This is a genomic window from Shinella sp. HY16, assembly GCF_028534175.1.
Lineage (GTDB): Bacteria > Pseudomonadota > Alphaproteobacteria > Rhizobiales > Rhizobiaceae > Shinella.
This window is the reverse complement of record NZ_JAHYXL010000002.1, coordinates 1,149,913-1,174,777: the sequence shown is the minus strand read 5'-3', so window position 1 is coordinate 1,174,777 and position 24,865 is coordinate 1,149,913. Positions and strand designations below refer to the sequence as shown.

Below are 24,865 nucleotides of genomic sequence, written 5' to 3'. Positions count from 1 at the left end.
TTTTTATCAGAAAATCGGCCAATCGGACGGAGAGGGCTCGGCATGGCGGGCAAGGGAAGCGGCGAACGGTATTTTGAGGTCTCGGCCGGCATGGCGAGCCATGCGCGCGCCTTTGGTCCGGGGCGGTTCGATTTTGCCAGCGAAGGTGAAGCGGGCGGCCAGCTCGTGCGCTGCACGGCAGGGGAGCTTGAGCTTTTCGGCCATGCCGGCGAATGGGTCATTCCGGCGGATCATATGGTCTATATCCCGCCGTCCCGCATGTTTCGCCTGCGCGCCAGAATCCCGTCATCCGGCGTTGTCGCGAAATTCTGCGCCAAGGAAGTGGCGTGGCTACACAATGGCTGCTGGGTCGGCGCCGTCAGCGATTTTGCCGGCGGCATGACGGACTATGCCCTGCGCTGGAGCGCTGAAGCGGCGTCGAGCGACAAGAAAGCACGCTGCTTCTTCGTCACGCTCGGCGAGATGCTGCCGGACTGGTTTCGCCACGAGCGCATCCTGTGGACGCCCTATGCAGAAAACTCCTCGATCCAGAAGGTGATCGATTTCGCGAGCCGCCGCGGGCCGGGTGTCACCTTGCCTGAGGTCGCCGATCATGCCGGCATGTCGGAGCGCACGTTGCGCCGGCATCTCCAGGCGGAGCTCGGCCAGAGCTGGCGCGAGTTCATCCGCGAGATGCGCATGAATAGGGCAATGGAGCTTTTGCGCAAGGAGGGCCGCTCGATCACCGAGACCGCCTTCGAAGTGGGCTTTTCCTCCAGCTCCGCGTTTTCCAGCGCCTTCTTCGGCTATGTCGGCAAGACCCCGTCGGTCTATGCGAAGAGTTTCAGCCAGGGTGTACGGTCCCGCTCTGGCGCCCTGCACACGGGAGACCTATAGCCGCGTGAAACTCTCCATCTGATCCGAAAGTCAAGCTGATCACTCCACTGGAAATCCGGTTCTTTTGCTAGACAAGGCAGTCCGGATCCGGAGGAAATTCCGCGTGGGCATGCTTTGCATTCCAGACAGCACCTCCAGTTCCCTGAAATCACGGGGCAGCCACTTCGACCGGGTATAGCGGCCTGAGCGTCGGTGATGGGACTGAAACCTTGGCATCGGCACAGGGCGGCGGCTCGTCGATCTGATTGTTTGGGGTGCTGCTGGTTGACGATCCTGGATATCACATCTTTCAGATAGCAGCCGCGCCATGTCGACGAGCAAGGCGATGGCGGCCCAGCTCTCGGCCTCGGCATTTGGACCCGCGAAACGTACATTCACCCGATTGAAGGTGACCGGGCTGATGGAGCACTTGGCGACCCTGACGTCGATCGCGATGCGACGCGTCGTCGATGAAGTGGATCATCGCCCGTTTTGATGACCGCGACGTGCAGTGACACGGCGAAGCCTGAGGCGATTTGTGGCGGCGATTGACGTGAGCGTCCCGGAGTTGGTCGTTGCTCCTGCCCGCGGCTTTAGCCCCCATCGGTCTCTACGCTGACATGCCGTTCGAACTTCGCCAATAGGCGGTGCATGGCTTTGCGCGCTTCCTCGAAGTCCGGGGAAGCGGCTCTCGCGGCCCGGTCCGCGTCGTAAGCGTCTCTGGATGCAAACCTGCACTCCCATCGAACATCCGGGCCGTCGCCCTCCAGCTTGACGTGGATCAGCCCCGGCTTGAGCCCCAGGCTGCGCCGGATCTCGCTTGCCTTGCGGCGCTGATCGAGCACCGTGTCGGCCAAGCCTTCCCTGGCAAAGTAGTTGGTCGCTTCGACGATCATGGTTTCCCTCCCATCTGCCGGCGAAAAAATCGATCCGGCCGTCCTTGACATTCAAAATCATGATCATAAAGTGTGATCACAATGAATGATCGCATTCTACAACGAGATGACTGCGACGACAAGGAGAAGGTGGAACCAGTGCCAACGATCAAGTCCATCGAAACATTGATTGTCCAATTGCCCACGCGGCGAGAGCATAAATGGGCGGGCCTCACCGAGGTCATCGGCCGCTACGTCATGGTCAAGATGACCGACAGCGATGGCCGGGTCGGGTGGGGCGAGGCGCCGGCGCTCAAGGATTGGGGCGGGGAATTCGGCCGCTACTTCGGCGAATCCGCCATGATCACCCGCGCGGTCATCGATACCTATCTCGCGCCGGCCGTCATCGGGCTGGAACTCGGCAACTTCGCAGAGCTGCATGCCCGGATGGATGCGATCATCCGCGGTTATCCCTATTCGAAGGCGGCGGTCGAGTTTGCGGCCTATGACCTTGCCGGCCGCTGGCTGAACGTTCCCGTGCACACCCTGCTTGGCGGCAAGGCGCGCGGGCGGGTGCCGGTTACCCACTCCATTGGCCTGATCTCCATCGAGGAGGCGCGGATCGAGGTCGCCAAGCTGGTCGAGGAGGGTGTCAAGACAATCAAGGTGAAGATCGGCGTCGATCCGGCGCGGGACGTCGCCATGGTCGATGCCGTGCGCGAGGTCGCCGGTGATGCGGTCGAAATCTGCGTCGATGCCAACGAGGGCTACAAGACGCCCGGCGAGGCGGTGCAGACCGTGCGCAAGATGGAGAAGAACGGGCTCAAATATGTCGAGCAGCCGGTCATGGGCATCGAGCGGATCGCCGAGGTCGGACGCCGGATCGACGCGCCTGTCATGGCCGATGAATCGGCCTGGAATGCGCATGATTCCATCCAGATTGTCCAGAACGGCGGCATCCAGATCGTCTCGATCTACACGACCAAGGCCGGCGGTCTGTACAAGGCGATGGAGGTGGGGGCGGTCTGCCGCGCGGCCGGCATCCTTTGCAACGTCAACGGATCGATCGAGACCGGCATCGGCAATCTCGCCAATGTCCAGCTCGCAGCGGCATCGCCCGCCGTGACACTGTCCTGCGTCATTCCCGTATCGACGCCAGCCGAGGCGCAGCACGGCCAGGTCGGCGGCATCTACTACAAGGACGACCTTCTGGTCGAGCCGATGCAGTTCGTCGACGGTGCGATCGTCGTGCCGACGGGACCCGGCATGGGCATCGATGTCGACCTGGCCAAGGTCGAAAAATATCGCGTTCGCGACTGAGCGTCCGCCAGCAAACGCAAGGAGAGAGGAAAGAACATGCGGGCAGAAATCGTTGCAAAACAGGTCAAGGCTATGGCGGAGCATGGGCTCGACGCCATCATTTGCTCCTCGCCTGAGAACTTTGCCTATACGGCGGGCTTCGTCGTTCCGTCGCAGCCGCTGATCCGCCATCGCCACGCGATGACGATCGTCACCGCCGACGGGCGCAGCGCCATCTTCGGCGTCGACATGGAAGCATCGACGATCAAGCGGCGGCTGCCCGACGTGCCGTCGCGCATCTGGGCGGAGTTTTCCGACGACCCGATGCTGGTGCTGGCGGACCAGCTCGCGGGTCTCGGCCTTGTGAAGGCGCGCATCGGCATCGAAATGGACTATCTGCCGGCAGGCGATTTCGCCCGCCTGATCGCGGCGATGCCCGGTGCCCGGTTCGAGCACGCGGAACCGATCCTTGCGCGACTGCGCCAGATCAAGACAGCCGAGGAGATTGCGCTGCTCAGCAGACTGTCGCGCATCGCCGACCAGGCCATTGCCGACGCGCTGGCGGAGGTCGATGCGGGCGACAGCGAAATGGACATTGCCGGCCACCTGACCCGCAACGTTTATTCGCTCGGCGCGGAGCATTTCAAGCTCCTCATCGTCGCCACCGGCGAGCGTAGCGTACTGCCCAATGTCGGTCCGTCCGACCGCATCCTCAAGCGCGGGGATGTCTGCCGCGTCGAGATTTTCTCGGTCATCGACGGCTACCAGGCCGGTGTCTGCCGGACCGCCATCGTCGGTGAAGCGCCGCCCATGGCCGACAAGATCTGGGCCCATCTGGTCGAGTGCAAATACGAGATCATGGAGAAGGTGAAGCCCGGCGCCAGCTGCCGTGCGATCTATGATGCGTTTATCGCCAAGCTCGCCAAGCTGGACCTGCCGCCGATCTCCTTTGTCGGCCACGGCATCGGCCTTCATCTTCACGAGGATCCCTATCTCGGACTGACGCCGGTGCTCGGCAAGCCCGGCAGCGATGCGCCGCTGGAGGAAAACATGGTGCTCGGCTTCGAACCGCTCTGCTACAACACCGGCTACGGCTTCGGCATGCAGAACAAGGACATGTTGCTTGTAACGTCGAGCGGATCAGAACTCCTGTCCGACTACACCAACACGGACAAGCTGATCGTCTGTGGCACGGCCAGGCAGGGTCTGAAGGCGCAGGCTGTCGCCTGAGAGTGCAGTTCGCGGCCGGGCCGGTCTCCTGTCCGCGGCCATGAGTGTCGCCCGCCGTTTTGCATGGCGGGCGATCGGGAGGGAAATTTGTTGAAGCATTGGGTGGAGCCGCATGCGTACGCTGATTGAAAATCTGAACTTCGCTTTCACGGTCGACAAGGACGATACGGTGCTGCGCAATGCCAGCGTGGTGGTCGAGAACGACCGCATTGCCGACATCGGAGCGGCGGAGGAGGTCAAGGCGCGCCACCAGGGCGAGCGGTTCGACAAGGTGATCGACGGCAGGATGCTGGGCATGTGCCCGGGCTTTGTCGACAGCCACGTTCATCTCTCGGAAACGCTTTCGCGCGCGGTCTTCCCCGACAATCTCAACACGCGCGCCTGGGTCTTCCACTGGGCAAAGCCCTTTTATGCCTTCATCACGGAGGAGGACGAATATTGGGGTGCGCTGCTCGGCATCACCGAAATGCTCCGCTGCGGCACGACCTGCTTCCTCGACATGGGGTCGCAATACGATCCCGGGATCGTCATCCGTGCGATGGAAAAGACCGGTATGCGCGGCATTACCGGCCGCCACGCCGCGGACAACCGGCCGGCCGAGCTGCCGCACGGCTGGACCGAGGAAATGGCCGAGCATCATTTCTTCCCGGACGCGCAGACGGCGCTGAAGGTGCTGGAGGAATGTGTCACACGCTACAACAATACGCTCGATGGCCGCGCCCGCTGCTGGGTGAACATCGAGGGCAAGGAGCCGTGCAGTCTTGAACTGCATGTCGGCGCCGTTGCGCTTGCCGAAAAGCTGGGCGTCGGCACGACCTATCATCTGGCGACCTCAATCGAGGAAGCCAAGGTCTGCGAGAGCAAATATGGCTGCTGGCCGATCACCCGGGTCGACCAGGCCGGTGGCATCCGCAAGAACCTCGTCATCGCTCACGGCGCGGCAGTATCGGACGAAGAGGTGAAGCTGCTGGCGGAGCGGGGCGCGAGCGTTGCCTTCTGCCCGTGCTCGTCCTTCAAACTCGGCAAGGGCGCGACCTCCATCGGCAAATATCCTGAGATGGTCAAGGCCGGCGTCAAGGTCGGGCTCGGAACCGATGGTGTGTCGGCGGCCGGCAACATGAACCTCATGCGGCAGATGCTGATCGTGGCGGGCATGTTCAAGGATGCACGATTGAAGCCGGACGTCTTCACCGCGCGTGAGGCGCTCCGCGCTGCCACCATCGAGGGCGCGCGTGCGCTGATGTGGGACGATGAGATCGGCTCGCTCGAAGTGGGCAAGAAGGCGGATTTCATTCTCTTCGATCTCGACCACATCGAATGGACGCCGTTCTACGATCCCCTGCAGGCGCTGGTCTTCTCCGCATCGACCGCGTCGATCACGCAGACCTGGGTGGATGGCAAGGCGCTTTATGCTGACGGCAAGGTGCAGGGCGTCGATGAGGTGGCGATCCGCAGCAAGGCCCGGGAACTGGCCGCCGCCGCAGTGGTCCGCGCCGGGCTCCACCACAGCGATGTCGAAACGACGACGACGCTCTACGACGAAGGAAACTGAATCGGACCTGCCCGGCCGGCTTCCTTCGCCGGCTGGGCATATCGCGGTCGAAAGGTGGCTGCAAGGCGGTTGCATGAAAACGGCGCGCTGTCATCACAGGCGCGGCGTGCGTTTTTCCGTCGCTCACCTTGTGCTGCCGGAGCACTGTGAAATCTGTGCACGTTGCCATTCGCGATGCCGAATTTGGGCCTCTCTCGGCCTTGTGTGACAGTGTCGCTCCGAATGCGCCTTCCGTTGGATAATACGGTAGAAACAATATTCTAGAAGGATATCGTCAACGCGGATTCTCGCGGCCGTTGGGCGTATGGGTGCTCGTGGGCCCAAGGCGGATCCCGTGCGAATGCCGGCCTTGCCGATAGTCGAGGATTTGTCTGGAAAGGGTGAGTGCCTGGCGCACGCCACATGTTGGAAACGGCTTCTGACGGTCGACGATTTGAGAATGCGAAAGCACATTCTTCTGCTTGACAATTCTATGTGTGATCATAAAGTGTGATCAAAGTTGTTGAGGAGCAACCAGTGGAGGCGGGAAAACGAGCCCGCTTCAGGCATGGGACGGGGGTGTTTTCCCCGCTTCCCCCGGGAGGAGAGAATGAAGGTAGCAGTACTAGGTGCAGGCGCCGGAGGGGCGGCCTCGGTTGCGGAGCTGGTTCAGGCGGGGCACGACGTGCATTTCTGGGCGCGGTCGGCGGAAACGCTGGAGCCGCATGTCAAACTCGGCGGCGTCGCTCATGACGGCAAGCTCGGCGAGGGTGTCGCCAGGCCGGCGCTGATCACCACCGACCTCAAGGCGGCGATCACAGGCGTTGATGTCGCGGTGGTGGCTTTGCCCACGTTTTCGCATTCGCCGATTGCGGCAGCGCTCGCCGCTGCAGGCTGGCCTTCGTCCAGCCCCGTCATCCTCAATCCGGGCCACACTGGCGGCGCGCTGGAATTTGCGCAGACTTTCACGCGCAGCGGGCGTGCCGCGCCGGCTGTCGTCGAGTTCTCGACACTAACCTATGTGGCGCGCAAATATCGGCCGGACGGCGTGAGCGTCTCCGGGCGGGCCAAGCGGCTCAAGGCGGCTGCCCTGAAGGGAGGGGCGGAAGTTCTTGAAATTGCCGGCACGCTCTTTCCGGGCCTTGATCCCGTTGCCGACGTCATCGCCTCGGACCTTTCCAATGTCAACATGGTCCTGCACCCGCCGGGTGCCGTGCTGGCGGCCGCCTGGGTCGAGGCGACGGGCGGCAGTTTCACCTTCTATGTCGATGCCATGACCCCCGGTGTCGCGCGCGTCATGAAGCAGCTTGACGAGGAGCGGCTGGCGGTGGCCAGTGCCTTCGGGCACGAACTGCCGAACCTGATTGAGGAGATGAAGCTTCTCGGCACGGTGGAGGCGGATGTGGTTGACACCAGCGACTACCGGGCGGCGATTGCCGGCGGCGAGGCCAACAAGCGCATCAAGGGCCCAGACTCGCTGGAATACCGTTACTACAAGGAGGATTTCGGCCACGGCCTCCTGCCGTTCCTGGAATTCGCGCGGATCGCCGGCGTTGAGACGCCGGTGGCCCATTCCCTCTACAGTCTGGCGCAGATCGCGGTCGGTGCCAACTATCGCGAGGGCGGCCGTACCGCCGAGGCCATGGGCATTGCAGGGATGAACAAGGATCAGGTGATCGAGAAGGTGAGGGCGAAATGAGCTGGAAGAACACCGTCATCGCGGTCGTCGCCGGGGATGCCCGCGAACAGGAGATCGCTCGCTGCGCTTTGCGGGCCGGCGCGACCGTCCGCGCCTATGGTTTCCCCTGGCCGGACGAAGGCATCGAGGGCGTCTACCACGCCAGGGACGCGGCCGATGCGCTGAGGGGGGCCGACATCGCGCTCTTCCCGATCCCCGGCATCACGGCGGAGGGCGCGTTGTTTGCCCCGAAGTGCCCAGAGACGATCATTCCGACGCACGACATGCTCGCGGGCATGAACAAGCCGGGCCACATCATCCTCGGCTGGGCCGATGCCAATCTGAAGGGGCATTGTGAAGCGCTCGGCATCACCCTGCACGAATATGAGTGGGACGTCGATCTGATGCTGCTGCGTGGGCCGGCGATCGTCGAGGGTGTGCTGAAGGTGATCATCGAGAACACGCAGATCACCATTCACAAGTCGAACGTCATGCTCGTGGGGCAGGGTACCATCGGCTCGTTGCTGACCAACACGCTGGTGGCGCTCGGCGCGCACGTCCATGTCGCGGCGCGAAACCCCGTGCAGCGGGCCGCCGCCTATGCGGCCGGCGCACAGTCGCTGACACTGGAGGAGCTGCCCGACTACCTGCCCCGAATGGATATCGTCATCGGCAGTGTCCCGAAACGCCTGATGGGACGTCAACAGCTCGAACTCCTGCCCAAGCATGCGCTTCTGGTGGACGTGGCGGCTCCGCCCGGAACGATCGATCGCGAGACGGCTGGTGAACTGGGGCTGAAGGCCGTCTGGGCCCGGGGCATGGGGGCGCGCGCGCCGATCACCGTCGGACGCAGCCAGTGGACCGGCATCAGCAGGCGCATCGAAGGCATATTGGAGCAAAAGCAATGAAGGCGGATCTGGTTATCAAGAACGCGCGCGTGGTTCGCCACGATGGTGAGTACTTCGGCGGGGTTGCGGTCAAGGCCGGCAAGATCGTGCTGACCGGCGCCGACGAAGTCCTGCCGGACGCCGCCCGCACCATCGATGCCGGGGGCCGGGTGCTGATGCCGGGCCTGATCGATCCGCATTGCCATCTCGGCGTGAAGTTTCCGTTCCCGGAGGACATGCGGACCGAGACGGCCGCCGCTGCCTCCGGCGGCGTAACGACGGCGCTGCTCTATATCCGCAACTTGAAGGAATCCTACCTGCCGTTCTACGAGGAGCGCAAGGCGCTCGGCGAGGAGAATGCGGTCATCGACTTCGGCTTCCACTTCGGCATCCAGCGCGAGGAGCACATCGCCGAGATCCCCGAGATCGTTGCCAAGACCGGCGTAAAATCCTTCAAGTGCTATTTCGGCTATGAGCCCGACAACCCGATCGGCATCGTCCCGGCGACGGATGGCTGGGTCTATGCCGCCATGCGCATCCTGTCGAAGATCCCCGGCGCGGTGATCAACGTGCACTGCGAGAACACCCAGATCGCCTCGTGGATCAAGAAGGAGATCGCTGCGACCGGACGCCAGGACCTCGGTGCCTATACGGAATCGCGACCGGCCTTCTGCGAGGTCGAAACGATCCGGCGCATGATCTTCCTCGCCGAGAAGACCGGTTGCTCCCTGCATCTCGTGCACACGTCGGTCGGCATGGGGCCGGTCCTCGCCGCCGAGGCGCAGGCCCGCGGCATCCATGTCACGGTGGAAACCTGCCCGCACTACCTGACGCGTACCTGCTACGACGACGATCTCGACATGCGCGCGAAGATCTCGCCGCCGCTGCGCGACCGCAACGAACTGGAAGGCCTGTGGGCCGGCATGCTCAACGGCTCGGTCTACAGCCTTGGCACCGACCATGTGCCGTTCCTGCCCAAGAAGCTCGAGGATCTCTGGACGGAGTTTCCCGGTGTCGTCAGCTTCCCGTGGGAGCTGTCGCTGATGCTGCATTTCGGTGTGCACCAGCGCGGGCTGCCGCTGAGCCGTCTGGTCGAGCTCAATTCGTTCAATCCGGCGCGCCGTTTCGGCCTCTGGCCGCGCAAGGGCCATATCGACGTCGGCTTCGACGCGGACCTCGTGCTTGTCGATCTCGATGAGGAGCGCACGGTCGAGCATACGGGCAAGGGCACCTGCATCTATGAGGGCTGGACCCTGAAGGGCTGGCCGGTGATGACGGTCGCGCGCGGCGAGGTCGTCTATGAAAACGGCGCGGTCGACGAGCGGCACTACGGCCGCGGCCGTTGCGTGACCGTGCCGGCATGACCATGGCGATCCCCGACCATCTCGACCTCGCCGGTCGCGTCTCATTGACACCAGCACGGTTGCCGGTGCGCGAGGCCGTTGCCAGGATCGTCGGCCGCAAGGCGTCGATCCGCCAGGAGAGGCTGTCGGGGATCCACAATCCCTGGGGTCACGGCATCGCCCTGACCGACCCCTGGGCCTTCCTCGAACTGTGCGAAAGCGATCGTGTCGTCGAAGCGGCAAGAAGCGTGCTCGGCGCCGACATCATTCTTTGGGACAGTGAACTCTTCGTCGAGGCGGGCCGATACCGCGCATTTCTGGATCAGCACCGGGAAGGCCGGTACTGGCCGATCGCGCCGCTCGCCGGCGCCGTGGTGCTCGTGCCCATCGCCGGAGAAAATCCTGTTCCGCGGGCCGTGTTGCTCGAGGCGATGGGGCCCGCCGCGCTTCGCGGCCTTGCGGATGCAGAACCGCTTTACGTGATCCGGCTGATGCCGGCGACGAGCCGCTTCGTGCGCGATCCCGCGCACCCCGCCAACCGGGCCTGCATGGAAGAGCAGGTCCTGGTGAACTATTCGAACCGCCCGCTCTGGCTGCTTTCCGGCGCCGACCGGGCCAACAATGATCTGGTTTCGGGCTTTGCGTCCGCCGTGCCCGTCTGGGCCTCCGGCGCCATGCCTGCTGAAAGAGAGGAGACATAAAATGCCATTCGTCGTCGTCGAAATGTGGGAGGGGCGCACCGTCGAGCAGAAGCGCAACCTCGTGAAGGCCATCACCAAGGCCATGGTCGAAGAGGCCGCCTGCAAGCCGGACCACCTGCATGTGGTGATCCACGAGACGCCCAAGGATAGCTGGGGGCGCGGCGGCGTGCTCGGCATCGACATGGTGGAGCACAAGTGATGACCCTGGAAACCCTCGACTATCGCAAGTCGGCGCTTCTGGTCATCGACCTGCAGAATGCCTTTATTCACGAGCAGGGGACGCTGGGGGTTTCCGGCGTCGATACCAAGCGGCTCTCGTCCATCGTGCCGCCGCTGGCCAAGCTCATCAAGCGTTGCCAGGACACGGGTATCCCGGTCATCTGGACGATGCAGGAGCATTTTGCGATCGACCACAACCGTGCCAAGAAGAAGCTTCTCGGCCATACCGCGCGCCGCAAGCGTGTTTCGGCGCTCGCGGGAACCTGGGACGAGCAGATCATCGACGAGCTGAAGGACCTTGCGGATTTCGATCCGGCCTTCGTCATCCGCAAACATCGCTTCGGCGCGTTCTACGAGACGCGTCTCGAGATGATGCTGAAGATGTTGGGCACCCAGCATCTCTTCGTTGCCGGAGCGACCACCAATGCCTGCGTGGAGACCTCGATCCGCGAAGCCTACCTGCGCGATCTCGATGTCATCGCGGTCGATGACTGCATTTCGGGGGTGAACGCCGATTGGGAGGCGACGGCCAAGCAGGTGTGGAAGCAGTACTTCTGCGAGATCGCTCCCTCTTCCGAAGTGCTCGACTGGATCGGCGAACAGGTCAAGCCGCGCGTGACGAACTACGGCCACCAGTTGATCATGGTCGACGATATCGTCACGTCGGTCGATTTCTACACGAACCTGCTCGGCTTCACGATCCGCCCGGCCAAGCCGCTCGCCGACGGCCGCCCCTTCACCGCCTTCCATCAGGGCATTGCGCTCATCCACGGCAAGACGTCTGAACATCGCCAGCTCGACCATATCGCCTTCGAGGTCAACGATGTGCGGGCCATGGATGCGAAGCTGAGGAAAGCCGGCGTCCGCTACTTTACCGACCTTCACGACGGCCCCTATGGGCTGACGATCTATATCGCCGACCCTGATGGTACGAAGGTGGAGCTCTATCAGGTCGGCGCGACGGCCTGATCTGCTTGAAGACGGTCGGAATGTTTTGGGGAACCTCGCCTGACCGGGCGGGGTTTTCTTCTTGGCAGGTCCGGCGCTTCAGCCGGGCGCCAACCCCTCCAGCGCATCAAGCTCCGCATAGGCGGGAAGGGGCGTGGAGATCGGCGAGCCGTTTCGGATGACGATGCGGTTGCTCTCCGCCCGGGAGAGGACTTCCGACCAGGAGCGCCCCTCGAAAAGGATCAGGTCGGCCGGTTGCCCCGCTGCGATGATGCCGTGGCCGTCGAGGCGCATGATCCGGGCCGGTGTCGTGCAGACAGCCTCGATCCAGTCGCCATGGGGATGATCGAGATGGAGGACGCGCGTGCCGAGGCGGAACGTCTCCAGCATGTCGAGATCCCCGTAGGAATTGAAGGGGTCGCGCGTGTTGTCCGAGGCGAGCGCGACGGCTATTCCGCGCTGTTTCATTTCATGCAGGAGGGTGACGCCACGCCAGCGCGGTGTCGTGCCGTCGGTTCTGCGGTCCTGAAGGTAGAGGTTGCAGGTCGGCAGCGCCACGACGTTGATGCCGGCCGCCGCGACCTTGTCGAGCGTCGCGTCGACGACTGAAGGTTCTTGCATGGCCAGAGAGCAGCAGTGCCCGACCGTTATCTTCTTTTCGAAGGACGAACGCAGGGCCGTTTCGGCGATGCGGCGCAGCGCGTCGGCGGCCGGATCGGCGGTCTCGTCGGCATGGAAGTCGAGGTCGAGGCCGTATTGTGAGGCGGCGTGGAACATCCGGTCGAGCAGATGATCGATATCGGGTACCGGGTAGGCGACGGCACCGAGGATCCCTCCGGCATTGGCGACACGCTCGGCGATATCGCGCAGGAACGTATCGTCCCGTGCCATGTCGATCGGGAACAGGCAGGACCCCTGCAACGCGATCCGCCCGTGCCAATGCTGGCGGAGTTCCGTGAACAGGGGCCAGGAGATTCTGCCCTGCGGTGGCTGTGAATCGAGATGCGTGCGGATGGCCGATGTGCCGTAGTGAAAGGCGGAGCGGAGGGCGAAGTCGATGCGCTTGCCGAGGTCGTCGGCTGACCATCGCGCCGTGCGGTCGCTGCGCGTCGCCGCCAGCGCGCCGTCGAACGTACCGTCTGCCGCGGGCGTGCGCGGCAGGATATGGCCCTTGTCGAGATGCGTATGGCAATCGACGAAAGTCGGCAGCGCGACACGCCCGCCAGCGTCGATCGATGGCAGATCTGCGTTGCCGGCGGCAAGGATGTGAGGTTGCGCGGGCGTGATTGCTAATATTCTACCGTTCTCTACATTCACATCGGCGAGGAAGAATGCATTGCCCGCCGCAGTGGCAGCGTCCGTCCTCGTGGTCGCCGTATGAAGCCTCACGTTGCGCAGCACATAGCGGCCGAGGTTGGCGGTACGGTCTAGATGGGCGCGCAGGGCAGATTGGTCGGAAACGGTCGCAGCCATGTCTCATTCTCCCACTGGAGTGTCAGGCGACTTTTCCTCCGCAGCGTCTGTCGAACGGTCGGACAGTTAACGGTTGCCGTCTGATGAAAAGTCGTTTATTGATCACAATGTGAGATCACAAATTCCACCTGTCAATCCCTGAGACGGGTTGGTGTGGCGGGGTTGGCCTTCGGGCGGATCGCAGATTTTAGACGAGATGACGGAGTCTGAAGACAAGATGCCGATCAAGAAGCCGGAAAACGAGGCCAACAGCGACGCTGCCGAAAAGCCGGCGCGCGGCCATGTCCATGAACATGTTCTTCGCTACATGCGCCGCGGCCTCATGGTTGGCGCTTTCCTGCCGGGGCAGGTGATGAGCCTGCGCAAGCTGGCTGTCGGGCTCGGCACCAGCCCGATGCCGGTGCGCGAAGTGCTCAGCCGTCTCGTCGCCGCCAACGCTCTGGAGGAGACCAAGGGCGGTTCGGTCCGCGTGCCGAGGTTGCGGCCCGAAAAGCTGACCGAGCTGTTCACGATCCGGGAGATGCTGGAGGGCATGGCGACAGAGCTTGCCGTAAAGAAGGCCCCAGCGGGATTGGCGGACGAGCTGTCAGCGATCAACAAGCAGCTTCTGGTGGCCATCGAAAAACGCGACATCCTGAACTGCCTTTCATCCAACCAGAAATTCCACTTCACGCTCTACCACGCGGCGGACAGCGAGGTCCTGATGCCGCTGATTGAGTCGTTGTGGCTGCAGTTCGGGCCGACCATGTACATGTCGCTGCTCATCCCTTCGATGCCGTGGAATGCATCGGACCACCAGAGCATTCTGGCGGCCCTGAAGGACAAGAACGCCGCGGCGGCCAAGAAGGGCATTGTCCACGACATCCGCACCACCTGCAAGGCCCTGGTCAGCGTCGCCGGCCCACAGGGGCTGGAGCTACCCTTCGCGCATGGGCCGGAGCTGCAATTCGACTACTGACACACTGCCGGGAGGAGCGCATCGTGGTGGGGAAGATCGACGAAAAACTGGCAAGCCTGGGCATCGTACTGCCGGCGACGACGGCGCCGCTCGCCAATTATGTGCCGGCGCGCCGCCATGGCAGCCAGGTCTATATTTCCGGCCAGGTGCCGGGCGAGGGCGGCAAGGACAAGTTCACCGGCAAGCTTGGTTCCGACTTCTCGGTCGAGGATGGCCAAGCGGCGGCGCGCCTGTGCGCCGTGAACATTCTTGCTCAGCTCAAGGCGGCGCTGGACGGTGATCTTGATCGCGTTGTCGGCGTGATCCGGCTGGGCGGATTCGTCAATGCCGAGCCGGATTTCAAGGACCATCCGAAAGTCATCAATGGCGCATCCGATCTGATGGTCGCGGTTTTCGGTGAGGCGGGGCGCCATGCCCGCGCCGCCGTCGGCTGTTATTCGCTGCCGCGCAATGTGCCGGTGGAGATCGACGCGATCTTCGAGGTGGTCTGACCATGCAACCCGCTGCCTCCGCCCAGGATGATCGCATTCCCGTGCATGTCCTGACGGGCTTTCTCGGCAGCGGCAAGACCACCTTTCTTCGCCATCTGCTGGGCGAACCGGATTTCGCCGATACCGCCGTCGTGATCAATGAGTTCGGCGAGGTCGGCCTTGATCACCTCCTGGTGCGCGAAGTGTCGGAAGATGCCGTGCTCTTGTCCTCGGGCTGTCTGTGCTGCGCCGTACGGGACGATCTGGTCTCGACGCTTGCCGATATGTTCGAGATGGTGCGCCGTGGGGAGGTGGAGCCATTTCGCCGCGTCGTCGTCGAGACGACGGGGCTTGCCGATCCTGCGCCGATCATGCAGGCGGTGATGAGTGACCTGCGGTTGCGGCGTGGCTACCGTGCAGGCACGATCGTTTCTACGGTCGATGGGGTCGGTGGCGCAGGCACGATCGCCCGCTTCGCCGAAGCCGTTCAGCAGGTGGCGCTGGCCGATCGCGTCGTGGTGACGAAGTCCGATCTCGCCGAGCCCTGGCGGCTCGACGCGCTCCGCAATGATATCGCTGCGATCAATCCGACGGTCGGCCAACTCGTTTCCAGCAAGGCGAAGATGCCGGGCGCCGGCGCGCTTTTCGAGAGGGCGGGGGACGAACGCCCACGTTATCTCGACGTTTCCGAGCAGCCGCTTTACGGCCGACACAGCGCCGGCGTCGAGACCTTCGTCGTCGACGTCGCGGCCGCCGTGGATTGGCCGGCCTTCGTCGATTGGCTGGAATTGTTGCTCGCCAGTCGCGGCCAGTCCATTTTGCGGGTCAAGGGCCTCTTGTCCGTCGCGGGCGATCCTCGCCCCGTGGTCATTCACGGGGTCCAGCACGTCGTTTACCCGCCCGAATATCTGCCACGCTGGCCGGATGGCGTTTCGGGCGGATGGCTGGTGTTCATAGCCAGGGATCTCAGCCGTTCGGCCATTGAGAACGCATTGTCGAGCATTTTCGCCTCGACATCCTGACGTGAGAGGTGGCCTCGTGGAGGTCCCGCCGGCGGAGGCCGGCAACATGCATCACGCTCCCGCAACGGAGGGTGGTGATGGCGGCGTTCGGTTAAAATTTCCAAGCGATTTCCGTATATTGAAGGATATGCGAGGCTGCCGCCCGTGCGCGTGCCTCATCGGGAGCATCATGCGATTTCTCGCAGATTCTTTACTTGACAATCCCAATGTGTGATCACACTATGAGATCAAGAATTGAGCAAATGGGTAGGAGGCCCCGGCTCAGTTCTTGGGGAATGAATGAGGCAGGAAGCCAACAGGGCGCCAGCGGGCGTCCGCTAGGGAGGAGTGAAATGATGCATGTCAGACGTGTCATTCGCGGAGCCGCACTCGTCGCGACGACCGCTATCGCCACGCTTGTGGCCAGCCAGGGTGCAATGGCCGAGGAAGTGAAGGTCCGCTTCAGCTGGAAGCTGAAGGGCGAGTACGGTTTCTTCTATCTCGGTGAACAGAAAGGCATCTACAAGGATGCTGGTGTCACCCTCAAGCTTGGCGAAGGCGCCGGCTCGCAGGCAGCACTTGGTTCGCTGATCCAGGGCCAGGAGGATGTTGTCATCCTGCCGGGCATCTTTGCCATTTCCGCCATCCAGAAGGGGATGCCGGTCAAGATCATCGCACTCTACCAGCCGGAGTCGCCGATTGCGCTCATCTCGCACGCAGAAAAGGCGGTGAAGACGCCGAAGGACTTGGAAGGCAAGACCATCGCGCATGCGGTCGGTGAGACCGGCACGTCCTATCTCAACGCCTTCTGTGAAATCAACCAGGTGGATTGCAGCAAGGTCTCGAAGGTCCAGATGGATTCCCAGTCCCGCGTCCCACAGTTCCTGCAGGGCCAGGTTGACGTGGTCAGCGTCTACAAGACCAACGACCTGCCCGTGCTCGAAGACAAGACCGGCCAGACTTTCCCCACGCTTGACATGGCCGAATACGGCCTTGCCATTCCCGGCATGGCGGTGGTGGCGAGTGATGCCGGCATTGCCGAAAAGGCGACAGCGCTGAAGAGCTTCCTTGCAGCCAATGCCAAGGCGATCGAGATGACGCGGAGCGATCCGGCCGCGGCCACCGCAGCCCTCAAGGCTGTCTGGCAGGCCGGCCCCTCGGACAAGGTCGTCCAGCGGCAGATCGAGGCGACATCGGCATCGATCCACGCACCGTCGAGCGGCACGCCCGTCGGCTGGGTCGACGAGAAGGCAATCGGCGATGCGCTGAAACTCGTCGGCAGCACCGAGGAGATCGGCGATCCCAAGCCGGCATCGACCTTCTTTACCAACGAACTTCTGACGCAGTGAGGCTAAGGTGGCGAGCACGAATGTATTCGGCGCCGATCGCGCCCAGTCAAAACAGGATAAGATCATGCGCAGGAAAAAATCGCGGGGGTCGTGGCTTGAACGCTATTCGGCGATCATTCTCGCAACCGTATTGCTTGCGGCCTGGCAGATCCTGGTTCCGCTTTCCGGACTTTCGGAATTCGTCCTGCCGACGCCGGTGGCAATTGCGACGCGTATCGTCAACGAGCTTCCTCTGCTCGCCAGCCATGCCTACGTGACCCTGTTCGAAGTCGTTTCCGGATTTGCGATGGGCGTGCTCGTCGGCATTCCTCTGGCGCTCGCGATCTTCTACTCGCGCGCATTCGAGCGTGCCATCTATCCGATCCTGGTCGCGCTTCAGACCGTGCCGAAGGTGGCGCTGGCGCCACTGCTGGTGCTGTATCTGGGTTATGGCTGGGCCCCGAAGATCACGCTCGCCTTTCTGATCTCCTTCTTTCCCATTGTCATCTCGACGGTGGTGGGGCTCCAGGCGCTGGACAAAAACCTCGTCAACCTCGTCCGCTCCATGGGCGCCAGCGAATGGCAGACTTTCTTCAAGGTGCGTCTGCCGGCGGCTCTGCCGAACATCTTCGGCGGCTTCAAGGTGGCGGTGTCGCTTGCCGTGATCGGGGCGGTCATCGGCGAATACGTCGCCGCCGAACGCGGCCTCGGCTACCTGCAGCTCCAGGCCAATTCGCTGTTCGATACCACGCTGAATTTTGCGACTGTCGTTGCCATCTCCGGCCTGGGCGTGATGCTCTATTTCGTCATCGATTTCGTCGAAAGCCGCGTCACCTACAAGCGCGACACCAAGTAGGGCGACCCTCTGGGCGGTCCGAAGCAAAGAAGATTCAGTGAGGTAGTCCCATGAATGCTATTGTCCAGGCGGGTGCGGCGGTCGACATCTCCCGGCTCTCGAAAATCTACAAGACGCGTGAAGACGAAGATGTCGTAGCGCTCGAAAAGATCGACCTCAAATTCGAGCCCGGCACCTTTGTTGCCGTGGTCGGCCCGAGCGGTTGCGGCAAGAGCACGCTTCTGTCGCTGCTGGCTGGCCTGACGGGCGCATCGACTGGTACGATCGCCATCGATGGGGAGACCATCGTCAAGCCGCATCCCAAGATCGGTGTCGTCTTCCAGTCCGACCTTCTTCTCTATTGGCGCACCGTACTTGAAAACATCCTGCTGCCCATCGAGATCAAACGGCTGGATGTCGCGCGATACCGCAGCCGCGCTGAGGAACTGCTGGCCCAGGTGGGGCTTGAAGGGTTCGGCAACAAATACCCCTCGGAACTGTCCGGCGGCATGCGCCAGCGCGTGGCGATCTGCCGTGCGCTGATCCAGGAGCCCGGCCTCCTGCTCATGGACGAGCCGTTCGGCGCGCTCGATGCGCTGACGCGCGAACAGATGATCATGGATCTCCAGTCGATGTGGATGCGGCTCGGCAACACGGTGCTCTTCATCACGCACGGCATCGACGAGGCGGTGTTCCTGGCGGACCGCGTTTTGGTCATGTCGCCTCGCCCGGGCCGCGTCGACCTTGATCTCAACATCGATATGCCCCGTCCCCGCCAGTGGAGCCGGATACACGAGAACAAGGACTATCACGGCTATGTCCGCAAGATTCGCGATATCTTCGAGGCCAAGGGCATTCTGGTCGCCCACTAGGGCGCGCCGGTAGGAGCAAGTCTCGGTGACCTTGTGTGCCGCGTTTTCGCGCGCACAGGGTCGCAGCATCGCCGGTGATCGCCGTTTCATAGGCAAGATGCTAGCGGGCATTGCAGCTGAACATCTGGATTGGCTCCACCGATCCGAACGCCGTATCGCGGGAGAACGTCTCCACTGTGCGTTCACCTCTCGGCGATTTTTCGAAATACACGCGTACATCAGAGGGCCGGCTCTGCCGGAAAGTGAAATGGGACAGAAGGTTGGAGCTCTCAAGGAGCTGGCCATTGGAGAGCTGCGCGTTGCGCTGACGCCCGATAGCGCGGTTCAACTGGCAAAGCTGGGGCATACGTGTTTTGTCGAAGCGGGTGCGGGGCTTGGGGCAGGTCTATCAGACGATGCCTACCGCGCCGCGGGCGTGACGGTGGTCGACAGTGCGGCGGCGCTGGTCGCGGCGTGCGATGTCATCGTCAAGGTCCGTCCGCCTTTGAACGGAGAGATCGAGCTTCTGTCCGCGGGCCAGACGCTGATCTCGTTCTTCTATCCTGGCCAGAACGGCGAACTGCTGGAGCAGGCCCGGGCGAAGGGTGCAAACGTCATCGCCATGGACATGGTACCACGCATCTCGCGCGCCCAGAAGATGGATGCGCTGTCGTCGATGGCCAACATCGCCGGCTACCGCGCGGTGATAGAGGCCGGCAACAATTTCGGCCGTTTCTTCACCGGCCAGATCACGGCCGCCGGCAAGGTGCCACCGGCCAAGGTTCTTGTCATCGGCGCGGGCGTCGCGGGCCTTGCGGCGATCGGTGTTGCGACCTCGCTTGGCGCGCAGACCTATGCCTTCGACGTGCGTCCGGAAGTGGCCGAACAGATCGAGAGTATGGGCGCGGAATTCGTCTATCTCGACTTCGATGGTGGTGCGCAGGACGGCGCGGCGACCGGCGGTTATGCCGCCCCGTCCTCGCCGGAGTTCCGCGAGAAGCAGCTTGCCAAGTTCCGTGAGCTAGCCCCGAAGGTGGACATCGTCATCACGACGGCGCTGATCCCCGGCCGCGATGCGCCGAAACTGTGGTTGGCCGACATGGTTGCTGCGATGAAGCCGGGCTCCGTGGTCGTCGATCTTGCGGCTGAGCGTGGCGGCAATTGCGACCTGACGGTCGCTGACCAGAAGATCGTCTCGGACAACGGTGTCACCGTCATCGGCTACACGGACTTTCCGAGCCGCATGGCCGCGCAGTCCTCGGCGCTCTATGCCACCAACATCCGCCACATGCTGGCCGACCTGACGCCGGGCAAGGACGGCAGGATCGTCCACAACATGGAAGACGATGTCATCCGCGGGGCGACCGTTGCCTTCGAGGGTACGATCACCTTCCCGCCGCCGCCGCCGAAGATCGCGGCGATCGCTGCGCAGAAGCCGAAGGAAAAAGTCAAGGAACTGACGGCAGAGGAAAAGCGCGCGGCCGAAACCGCCGCCTTCAAGGCCGAGACGAAGAGCCAGCTTGCGCTGCTCGTCGCCGGCACGACGCTGCTGCTCATCGTCGGGGCCTTCGCACCATCGGCCTTCATGAGCCACTTCATCGTCTTCGTGCTCGCCTGCTTCGTGGGCTTCCAGGTCATCTGGAACGTCTCACATTCGCTGCACACGCCGCTGATGGCCGTTACCAACGCGGTCTCGGGCATCATCATCCTTGGCGCGCTGATGCAGATCGGCTCCGGCAGCCTGCTGGTGGTGGTGCTTTCGGCGTTGTCCGTACTGATCGCCACGATCAACATTGTCGGCGGCTTCCTCGTCACCCGGCGCATGCTCGCCATGTTCCAGAAATCCTGATCGCGCAAGGGTCCTCATCATGACGATCGGTATCGTTTCGGCCGCGTATATTGCGGCAGCCATTCTCTTCATCCTCTCCCTTGGCGGGCTCTCCGGCCAGGAAAGCGCCAAGCGCGCCGTCTGGTACGGCATTGTGGGCATGGGCCTTGCCGTCATCGCCACGGTCTTCGGACCCGATGTCGGCAACTGGTTCGTCATCGTGCTGATGATATCAGGCGGCGCGGTGCTTGGTGCCTTCGTCGCCTCCCGCGTGCAGATGACGGAAATGCCGCAGCTCGTTGCGGCGCTGCACTCTTTCGTCGGTCTCGCTGCCGTCTTCATCGGTTTCAACGCGCATCTGGAGGCGGCGCATGTCGCGAGCCTTGACGAGGCCGGACGCTCCGCACTGACGGGTTTTGCAGCCATCCTCGCCCACAAGGAACCTGTTGAGCTGTCGATCATGAAGGCCGAGGTGTTCCTGGGTGTCTTCATCGGTGCGGTCACCTTCACCGGCTCGGTCGTCGCCTTCGGCAAGCTGGCCGGAAAGGTGGATGGCAAGGCCAGGAAACTGCCGGGCGGCCATATGCTCAACGCTGGCGCCGCGCTGCTCTCGCTCGTCCTGCTCGTGCTCTATGTCCAAGGTGCCGATGCGTGGACACTCATCCTGATGACGCTCGCCGCCTTCTTCATCGGTTACCATCTGATCATGGGCATCGGCGGCGCCGACATGCCAGTGGTCGTTTCCATGCTGAACAGCTATTCCGGCTGGGCCGCCGCCGCCATCGGCTTCACGCTCGGCAACGATCTCTTGATCGTCACCGGCGCGTTGGTCGGCTCGTCGGGTGCGATCCTCTCCTACATCATGTGCAAGGCGATGAACCGCTCCTTCGTCTCCGTCATCCTCGGCGGCTTCGGTGCGGCGACGGGTCCGGCGATGGAGATCACCGGCGAGCAGATCGCCATCGATGCCGAGGGCGTGGTCGCTGCGCTCAACGAGGCTGACAGCATCGTTATCGTGCCGGGCTACGGCATGGCGGTGGCGCAGGCCCAGCAGTCGGTCTCGGAACTGACGCGCAAGCTGCGCGCCGCCGGCAAGACCGTACGCTTTGCCATCCATCCCGTTGCTGGCCGTCTGCCAGGCCACATGAACGTGCTGCTTGCCGAAGCCAAGGTGCCCTACGACATTGTTCTGGAAATGGACGAGATCAACGAGGACTTCCCGAATACGGATGTCGTGATCGTCATTGGCTCCAACGACATCGTCAACCCGGCCGCGCAGGAGGATCCCAACTCGCCGATATCGGGCATGCCGGTCCTCGAGGTCTGGAAGGCCAAGCAGGTGTTCGTGTCCAAGCGCGGCCAGGGCACGGGCTATTCCGGCATCGAGAACCCGCTGTTCTTCAAGGACAACACCCGTATGTTCTACGGTGACGCCAAGAAGAGCATCGATCAGCTCCTGCCGGCGCTGGCATAGCACAAGGACGGGGACGCCCAGCGGAAGGAGGAGGTCTGCATTCGCTGGGAACCTATATGGTTCGGCGACCGCTTGTATCATCGTCGGTCGCCGGCCTTGCCGAAGGCATCGCGCCCGGAAAGCTCACTTCATCTGGTATTTCTTCGGCGCGATGCCGAACTGTTTGCTGAAGGCGCGGGTGAAGGCGGAGATTTCGGAATAGCCGACCTGCTGGGCGACCTCGCTCACCGACATCTGCCGGTTGACGAGCAGGTCGCGCGCCTTCTGCAGGCGCCAGTCGCGCCAATAGGCCTCGACGGAGGTGCCGTAGACCTCCTTGAAGGTGGTGACGAGCTTGGTGCGGTTCATGCCGACGCGCCGCGCGATATCGGCAAGCGAATCCTTCGAGGCGGGGTTCGACGTGAGGTAGCTCGCCACCGCCTCGACCTTGCGATGGTCGCCATCGCCGCAGAACGATCGTTTCTGATTGGCCTGGTCGACCAGCGACTGATAGATCGTTGACAGCAGTTCCAGATATTTGGAGCGCACGAACGCCCGGCGCACGCCGCCGGAAAAGTTGCACGTCAGGACGTCGTTAACGGCGTGATACATCTGCGTCGTCAGCGGTATCGATGCATGATGGACGCGGTCCACCCGGCCTGCCTTCAGCCAGAACAGCTCATCAGGAATGCGCGATTCCGTCGTTTCGAGCATTCTCAAGAGGGCGTTCGGTTTGAACCAGAGACAGGCGATCTTGTATTGCCCGTCGAGCCGCGACATGCGGTCGATCACCGATTTGGCCGGATAGCGTGTGATCGTGCATTCGTAGCGCTCCTGCTCGACCACTTCCTGACCGAGCACGTTCTCGCAGATCGCGGAATCCAGACAGAGGGTGAAGTGAATCCAGTCCTCGTCGCCGACGGTCTGCACATGATGGCGCACATTGGGCAGCGGAAACGGGCTGCCGAAGCCGGCAAAGGCGAGCACGTCCGGCTCGAACTGGATCAGGTCCTGGCGGAACGGGCCGCCGTCGACATGGGTACGCACCACCATCCCGCGGTCGTCGTCATAATAGCGTCCGGCCGGCTCCGGCTCGACGCCATAGTAGGTTTGCGCCGTTTTCCGATCGAAAAGCATCTCATAGTCGATACGCGATGACAGATCGATAACGCGTTCCATTCGTAACCCTTCGACGCATTGGTAGATCGGGAGATTTGACGTCGGGCGCCTCGCGCGGCCTGTTCGTCATGTTTTCATCATGATTGCCGGTGCCCGGCCGAATCGCAAGGCCTTTTGCCGAGTGCGGTGACAAAAGGCGGCGAGACAATTGTAGTGCGCTCGCTTGATGCACGGATAGATTGTTCATGCGCGCCGGCCCGTTGCTACAATCCTGCCGTTGCGACAAAAAAGACGTACGCGGTGTCAAGCCGAGAGGGCCGTGCTGCTGCTAACGTTGCTGCAATTGGAAGGGGACGGTGGTCGGGAAAGCCGCTGTTCTCCTCCGGCAGATCAACGATAAAGGGAACCTATCCATGATTACACGTCGCGAATTGCTTGCGAGTACAGGTGCTGTCGTTGCGGCTGCGAGCTTGGCCTCGATTGCGGGGCCTGCCGCAGCGCAGGCGAAGAAGACCGTGGTCCTCGCCTCGATGGGGCCGGTGACCGGGAACTGGGACCCGACATCGCACACCACGCTTGGCCAGTCGAACTTCGAAAAGTTCGTGTTCAGCCATCTGACCCGCTGCCAGATGGAAGAGGGCAAGGTCCCCGAGCTGGAGCCGGACCTTGCAGTGAGCTGGCAGCTCATCGACGCAAACACGCTGGAGTTCAAGCTGCGCGACGGCGTGAAGTTCCATGACGGCAAGGACTTCGGCGCCGAGGACGTCAAGGCGACGATGGAATATGCCTCCAACCCGGAACGGCCAGCCGCGTCCTTCTATCCGGGCCGCGTCGACGTTGAGGTCGTGGACCGCCTGACCGTGCGCCTCAGCACCGCCAAACATGGCTATCCCGCGTCCGCCTTCTGGTTCATCTCCAGCTTCCTGCCGATCCTGTCGGCCAAGGACGTTGCCGATCCCGCGACCCTGCAGAAGCGTCCGAACGGCACCAATGCCTTCAAATATGTCGAGACGGTCGGCGATCGCAGCACGCTGGCGGCCAATGACGCCTATTACGGCGGCCGGCCGAAAATCGACCAGATCGTCTATGCCTATGTGCCGGATGCCAATACCCGCCTGCTCGGCCTGATGAACGGCGAATACCAGATCGCCGAGCGCCTGGAGCCGGAGCAATATGCCTCGCTCGCCGGCAACGCCACTGTCGTCGGGCATCGCGGCCTCTCCACCGAGAACAAGTACCTGCATTTCCGCTGCAACAAGGCGCCGTTCGACGATCCGCGCATCCGGCTTGCCGCCTGCCATGCGATCGACCGCGAGCAGATCCTCATGCTGATGGGCGACGCCGCATCGGCGACGAGCTGCTTCGTCTCGCCGATGAAGTTCGGCTTCAAGGATATCGAGACCTATCCGAAATACGACCCGGAGGAATGCCAGCGCCTTTTGGCGGAAGCCGGCTTCCCGAACGGCGAGGGCCTGCCGCCGCTCGAATACATTACCTCGATCGGCTTCTACCCGAAGACCAAGGAATATGGCGAGATCATCACCGCCATGATGGCCGAGCAGGGCTTCAACGTGCAGCTGACCGTGCTGGAGCCGGCCGCCTGGGAACAGGCGATCTACCGCGCCGCCGATGGCCAGGGCCAGGGCCATATGTGCGACGTGGGCTGGATGACCGGTTCGCCGGAGCCCGACCTGGTGCTGCGCCCGAACTGGCATTCGAAGGCGGCGCTCATCACCGGCGTCAACGATCCGGAGATCGACGCCGTGCTCGACGAGGAGCGGGGTGCCGCGACGCCGGAAGAGCGCCTCAAGATCCTTCAGGAAAAGGTCTTCCCGCTGATGGCGCAGAAATCGCCGAGCTTCTCGCTGTTTTCCGCCGTCAACTTCCACGGCGCGGCGAAGGGCCTTCAGGGTGCCTATTACTTCCCGAACGGTCCGATCGATCTCAGCAAGGCGGACCTGATCTAAAGTATTTCCAGCCGAA

At 62.7% G+C, this 24,865-nt stretch carries 23 protein-coding genes; 20 read left to right on the top strand and 3 right to left on the bottom strand.

The features are described 5' to 3' along the window. The first annotated feature begins 42 nt into the window (after positions 1 to 42). Together K0P03_RS25950 and K0P03_RS25945 are read left to right on the top strand one after the other, a co-directional pair. Positions 43 to 876, top strand: a complete 834-nt coding sequence (locus K0P03_RS25950; protein WP_023515968.1) for an AraC family transcriptional regulator — start codon at positions 43 to 45, stop codon at positions 874 to 876. A 307-nt stretch (positions 877 to 1,183) separates the two neighbouring features. Then, a complete protein-coding gene (locus K0P03_RS25945) occupies positions 1,184 to 1,351 on the top strand; it encodes a hypothetical protein (RefSeq protein WP_156032019.1) in 168 nt (55 codons plus the stop codon). A 97-nt stretch (positions 1,352 to 1,448) separates the two neighbouring features. Here K0P03_RS25945 and K0P03_RS25940 read toward each other — a convergent pair whose 3' ends face one another. Next, entirely contained in the window at positions 1,449 to 1,751 is a 303-nt protein-coding gene (locus K0P03_RS25940; protein ID WP_024270773.1) for a hypothetical protein, read from the bottom strand. 138 nt (positions 1,752 to 1,889) lie between these two features. On the opposite strand from K0P03_RS25940, the gene K0P03_RS25935 reads away from it, so the two are divergent. The 9 genes from K0P03_RS25935 to K0P03_RS25895 all read left to right on the top strand — a co-directional run bounded on the left by K0P03_RS25935 (position 1,890) and on the right by K0P03_RS25895 (position 11,587). Further along, positions 1,890 to 3,050 carry a mandelate racemase/muconate lactonizing enzyme family protein gene (locus K0P03_RS25935; protein WP_023512519.1) on the top strand — a complete coding sequence of 387 codons (1,161 nt, stop codon included), beginning with the start codon at positions 1,890 to 1,892 and terminating at the stop codon, positions 3,048 to 3,050. Positions 3,051 to 3,086: 36 nt separating this feature from the next. Further along, complete coding sequence (locus K0P03_RS25930; RefSeq protein WP_023512518.1) at positions 3,087 to 4,259, top strand: M24 family metallopeptidase; 1,173 nt, start codon at positions 3,087 to 3,089, stop codon at positions 4,257 to 4,259. A gap of 112 nt (positions 4,260 to 4,371) precedes the next feature. Next, on the top strand, positions 4,372 to 5,811 hold the full coding sequence (locus tag K0P03_RS25925) for an amidohydrolase family protein (protein ID WP_023512517.1): 1,440 nt from the start codon (positions 4,372 to 4,374) through the stop codon (positions 5,809 to 5,811). A gap of 589 nt (positions 5,812 to 6,400) precedes the next feature. Next, on the top strand, positions 6,401 to 7,489 hold the full coding sequence (locus tag K0P03_RS25920; protein ID WP_023512516.1) for an NAD/NADP octopine/nopaline dehydrogenase family protein: 1,089 nt from the start codon (positions 6,401 to 6,403) through the stop codon (positions 7,487 to 7,489). Beyond that, on the top strand, positions 7,486 to 8,376 hold the full coding sequence (locus K0P03_RS25915; protein WP_023512515.1) for a dipicolinate synthase subunit DpsA: 891 nt from the start codon (positions 7,486 to 7,488) through the stop codon (positions 8,374 to 8,376). Before K0P03_RS25920 ends, K0P03_RS25915 begins: the two co-directional genes overlap by 4 nt. Next, positions 8,373 to 9,719 carry a dihydroorotase gene (locus K0P03_RS25910; RefSeq protein WP_023512514.1) on the top strand — a complete coding sequence of 449 codons (1,347 nt, stop codon included), beginning with the start codon at positions 8,373 to 8,375 and terminating at the stop codon, positions 9,717 to 9,719. The genes K0P03_RS25915 and K0P03_RS25910 overlap by 4 nt, the downstream gene beginning before the upstream one ends. After that, entirely contained in the window at positions 9,698 to 10,399 is a 702-nt protein-coding gene (locus K0P03_RS25905; RefSeq protein WP_245290395.1) for a resolvase, read from the top strand. Before K0P03_RS25910 ends, K0P03_RS25905 begins: the two co-directional genes overlap by 22 nt. Before the next feature lies 1 nt (position 10,400). After that, positions 10,401 to 10,598, top strand: coding sequence for a 2-hydroxymuconate tautomerase (locus K0P03_RS25900; RefSeq protein ID WP_018431063.1), 198 nt, complete (start codon positions 10,401 to 10,403; stop codon positions 10,596 to 10,598). Continuing rightward, positions 10,598 to 11,587: an isochorismatase family protein gene (locus K0P03_RS25895; RefSeq protein WP_272791022.1), complete on the top strand. Its 990-nt coding sequence runs from the start codon at positions 10,598 to 10,600 to the stop codon at positions 11,585 to 11,587. The genes K0P03_RS25900 and K0P03_RS25895 overlap by 1 nt, the downstream gene beginning before the upstream one ends. 78 nt (positions 11,588 to 11,665) lie before the next feature. Here K0P03_RS25895 and K0P03_RS25890 read toward each other — a convergent pair whose 3' ends face one another. Further along, positions 11,666 to 13,039 carry a cytosine deaminase gene (locus tag K0P03_RS25890; protein ID WP_023512511.1) on the bottom strand — a complete coding sequence of 458 codons (1,374 nt, stop codon included), beginning with the start codon at positions 13,037 to 13,039 and terminating at the stop codon, positions 11,666 to 11,668. 196 nt (positions 13,040 to 13,235) lie between these two features. Here K0P03_RS25890 and K0P03_RS25885 point away from each other — a divergent pair, with 196 nt between their 5' ends. From K0P03_RS25885 to K0P03_RS25850, 8 genes are all read left to right on the top strand, one after another. Beyond that, positions 13,236 to 13,997, top strand: coding sequence for a GntR family transcriptional regulator (locus K0P03_RS25885; RefSeq protein WP_245290396.1), 762 nt, complete (start codon positions 13,236 to 13,238; stop codon positions 13,995 to 13,997). A gap of 23 nt (positions 13,998 to 14,020) precedes the next feature. Beyond that, positions 14,021 to 14,488, top strand: a complete 468-nt coding sequence (locus K0P03_RS25880) for a RidA family protein (RefSeq protein ID WP_037407806.1) — start codon at positions 14,021 to 14,023, stop codon at positions 14,486 to 14,488. 2 nt (positions 14,489 to 14,490) lie between these two features. Next, the gene (locus K0P03_RS25875; protein WP_023512508.1) at positions 14,491 to 15,489 is read left to right on the top strand and encodes a CobW family GTP-binding protein; all 999 of its coding nucleotides are present in this window, start codon (positions 14,491 to 14,493) and stop codon (positions 15,487 to 15,489) included. A 332-nt stretch (positions 15,490 to 15,821) separates the two neighbouring features. Beyond that, positions 15,822 to 16,817: an ABC transporter substrate-binding protein gene (locus K0P03_RS25870; RefSeq protein ID WP_272791021.1), complete on the top strand. Its 996-nt coding sequence runs from the start codon at positions 15,822 to 15,824 to the stop codon at positions 16,815 to 16,817. 64 nt (positions 16,818 to 16,881) lie between these two features. Beyond that, positions 16,882 to 17,652: an ABC transporter permease gene (locus K0P03_RS25865; protein WP_024270775.1), complete on the top strand. Its 771-nt coding sequence runs from the start codon at positions 16,882 to 16,884 to the stop codon at positions 17,650 to 17,652. A 50-nt stretch (positions 17,653 to 17,702) separates the two neighbouring features. Further along, positions 17,703 to 18,503: an ABC transporter ATP-binding protein gene (locus K0P03_RS25860; protein ID WP_024270776.1), complete on the top strand. Its 801-nt coding sequence runs from the start codon at positions 17,703 to 17,705 to the stop codon at positions 18,501 to 18,503. A gap of 247 nt (positions 18,504 to 18,750) precedes the next feature. Next, the gene (locus K0P03_RS25855) at positions 18,751 to 20,331 is read left to right on the top strand and encodes a Re/Si-specific NAD(P)(+) transhydrogenase subunit alpha (RefSeq protein WP_023515219.1); all 1,581 of its coding nucleotides are present in this window, start codon (positions 18,751 to 18,753) and stop codon (positions 20,329 to 20,331) included. A 19-nt stretch (positions 20,332 to 20,350) separates the two neighbouring features. Beyond that, positions 20,351 to 21,784 (top strand): NAD(P)(+) transhydrogenase (Re/Si-specific) subunit beta, encoded by a 1,434-nt coding sequence (locus K0P03_RS25850; RefSeq protein WP_024270777.1) that lies wholly within the window; start codon positions 20,351 to 20,353, stop codon positions 21,782 to 21,784. Between the two features lie 123 nt (positions 21,785 to 21,907). Here K0P03_RS25850 and K0P03_RS25845 read toward each other — a convergent pair whose 3' ends face one another. After that, positions 21,908 to 22,942: a helix-turn-helix transcriptional regulator gene (locus K0P03_RS25845; RefSeq protein ID WP_050745857.1), complete on the bottom strand. Its 1,035-nt coding sequence runs from the start codon at positions 22,940 to 22,942 to the stop codon at positions 21,908 to 21,910. A gap of 353 nt (positions 22,943 to 23,295) precedes the next feature. On the opposite strand from K0P03_RS25845, the gene K0P03_RS25840 reads away from it, so the two are divergent. Beyond that, a complete protein-coding gene (locus tag K0P03_RS25840) occupies positions 23,296 to 24,849 on the top strand; it encodes an ABC transporter substrate-binding protein (RefSeq protein WP_272791020.1) in 1,554 nt (517 codons plus the stop codon). Positions 24,850 to 24,865 lie beyond the last annotated feature (16 nt).

What these genes read in the sequence shown, in the direction of transcription:
- K0P03_RS25950 (WP_023515968.1), top strand. Translation starts at nt 43, where the DNA reads ATGGCGGGCAAGGGAAGCGGCGAACGGTATTTTGAGGTCTCGGCCGGC.
- K0P03_RS25945 (WP_156032019.1), top strand. Translation starts at nt 1,184, where the DNA reads ATGTCGACGAGCAAGGCGATGGCGGCCCAGCTCTCGGCCTCGGCATTT.
- K0P03_RS25940 (WP_024270773.1), bottom strand. Translation starts at nt 1,751, where the DNA reads ATGATCGTCGAAGCGACCAACTACTTTGCCAGGGAAGGCTTGGCCGAC.
- K0P03_RS25930 (WP_023512518.1), top strand. Translation starts at nt 3,087, where the DNA reads ATGCGGGCAGAAATCGTTGCAAAACAGGTCAAGGCTATGGCGGAGCAT.
- K0P03_RS25925 (WP_023512517.1), top strand. Translation starts at nt 4,372, where the DNA reads ATGCGTACGCTGATTGAAAATCTGAACTTCGCTTTCACGGTCGACAAG.
- K0P03_RS25920 (WP_023512516.1), top strand. Translation starts at nt 6,401, where the DNA reads ATGAAGGTAGCAGTACTAGGTGCAGGCGCCGGAGGGGCGGCCTCGGTT.
- K0P03_RS25915 (WP_023512515.1), top strand. Translation starts at nt 7,486, where the DNA reads ATGAGCTGGAAGAACACCGTCATCGCGGTCGTCGCCGGGGATGCCCGC.
- K0P03_RS25910 (WP_023512514.1), top strand. Translation starts at nt 8,373, where the DNA reads ATGAAGGCGGATCTGGTTATCAAGAACGCGCGCGTGGTTCGCCACGAT.
- K0P03_RS25900 (WP_018431063.1), top strand. Translation starts at nt 10,401, where the DNA reads ATGCCATTCGTCGTCGTCGAAATGTGGGAGGGGCGCACCGTCGAGCAG.
- K0P03_RS25895 (WP_272791022.1), top strand. Translation starts at nt 10,598, where the DNA reads ATGACCCTGGAAACCCTCGACTATCGCAAGTCGGCGCTTCTGGTCATC.
- K0P03_RS25890 (WP_023512511.1), bottom strand. Translation starts at nt 13,039, where the DNA reads ATGGCTGCGACCGTTTCCGACCAATCTGCCCTGCGCGCCCATCTAGAC.
- K0P03_RS25885 (WP_245290396.1), top strand. Translation starts at nt 13,236, where the DNA reads ATGACGGAGTCTGAAGACAAGATGCCGATCAAGAAGCCGGAAAACGAG.
- K0P03_RS25875 (WP_023512508.1), top strand. Translation starts at nt 14,491, where the DNA reads ATGCAACCCGCTGCCTCCGCCCAGGATGATCGCATTCCCGTGCATGTC.
- K0P03_RS25870 (WP_272791021.1), top strand. Translation starts at nt 15,822, where the DNA reads ATGATGCATGTCAGACGTGTCATTCGCGGAGCCGCACTCGTCGCGACG.
- K0P03_RS25865 (WP_024270775.1), top strand. Translation starts at nt 16,882, where the DNA reads ATGCGCAGGAAAAAATCGCGGGGGTCGTGGCTTGAACGCTATTCGGCG.
- K0P03_RS25860 (WP_024270776.1), top strand. Translation starts at nt 17,703, where the DNA reads ATGAATGCTATTGTCCAGGCGGGTGCGGCGGTCGACATCTCCCGGCTC.
- K0P03_RS25855 (WP_023515219.1), top strand. Translation starts at nt 18,751, where the DNA reads ATGGGACAGAAGGTTGGAGCTCTCAAGGAGCTGGCCATTGGAGAGCTG.
- K0P03_RS25850 (WP_024270777.1), top strand. Translation starts at nt 20,351, where the DNA reads ATGACGATCGGTATCGTTTCGGCCGCGTATATTGCGGCAGCCATTCTC.
- K0P03_RS25845 (WP_050745857.1), bottom strand. Translation starts at nt 22,942, where the DNA reads ATGGAACGCGTTATCGATCTGTCATCGCGTATCGACTATGAGATGCTT.
- K0P03_RS25840 (WP_272791020.1), top strand. Translation starts at nt 23,296, where the DNA reads ATGATTACACGTCGCGAATTGCTTGCGAGTACAGGTGCTGTCGTTGCG.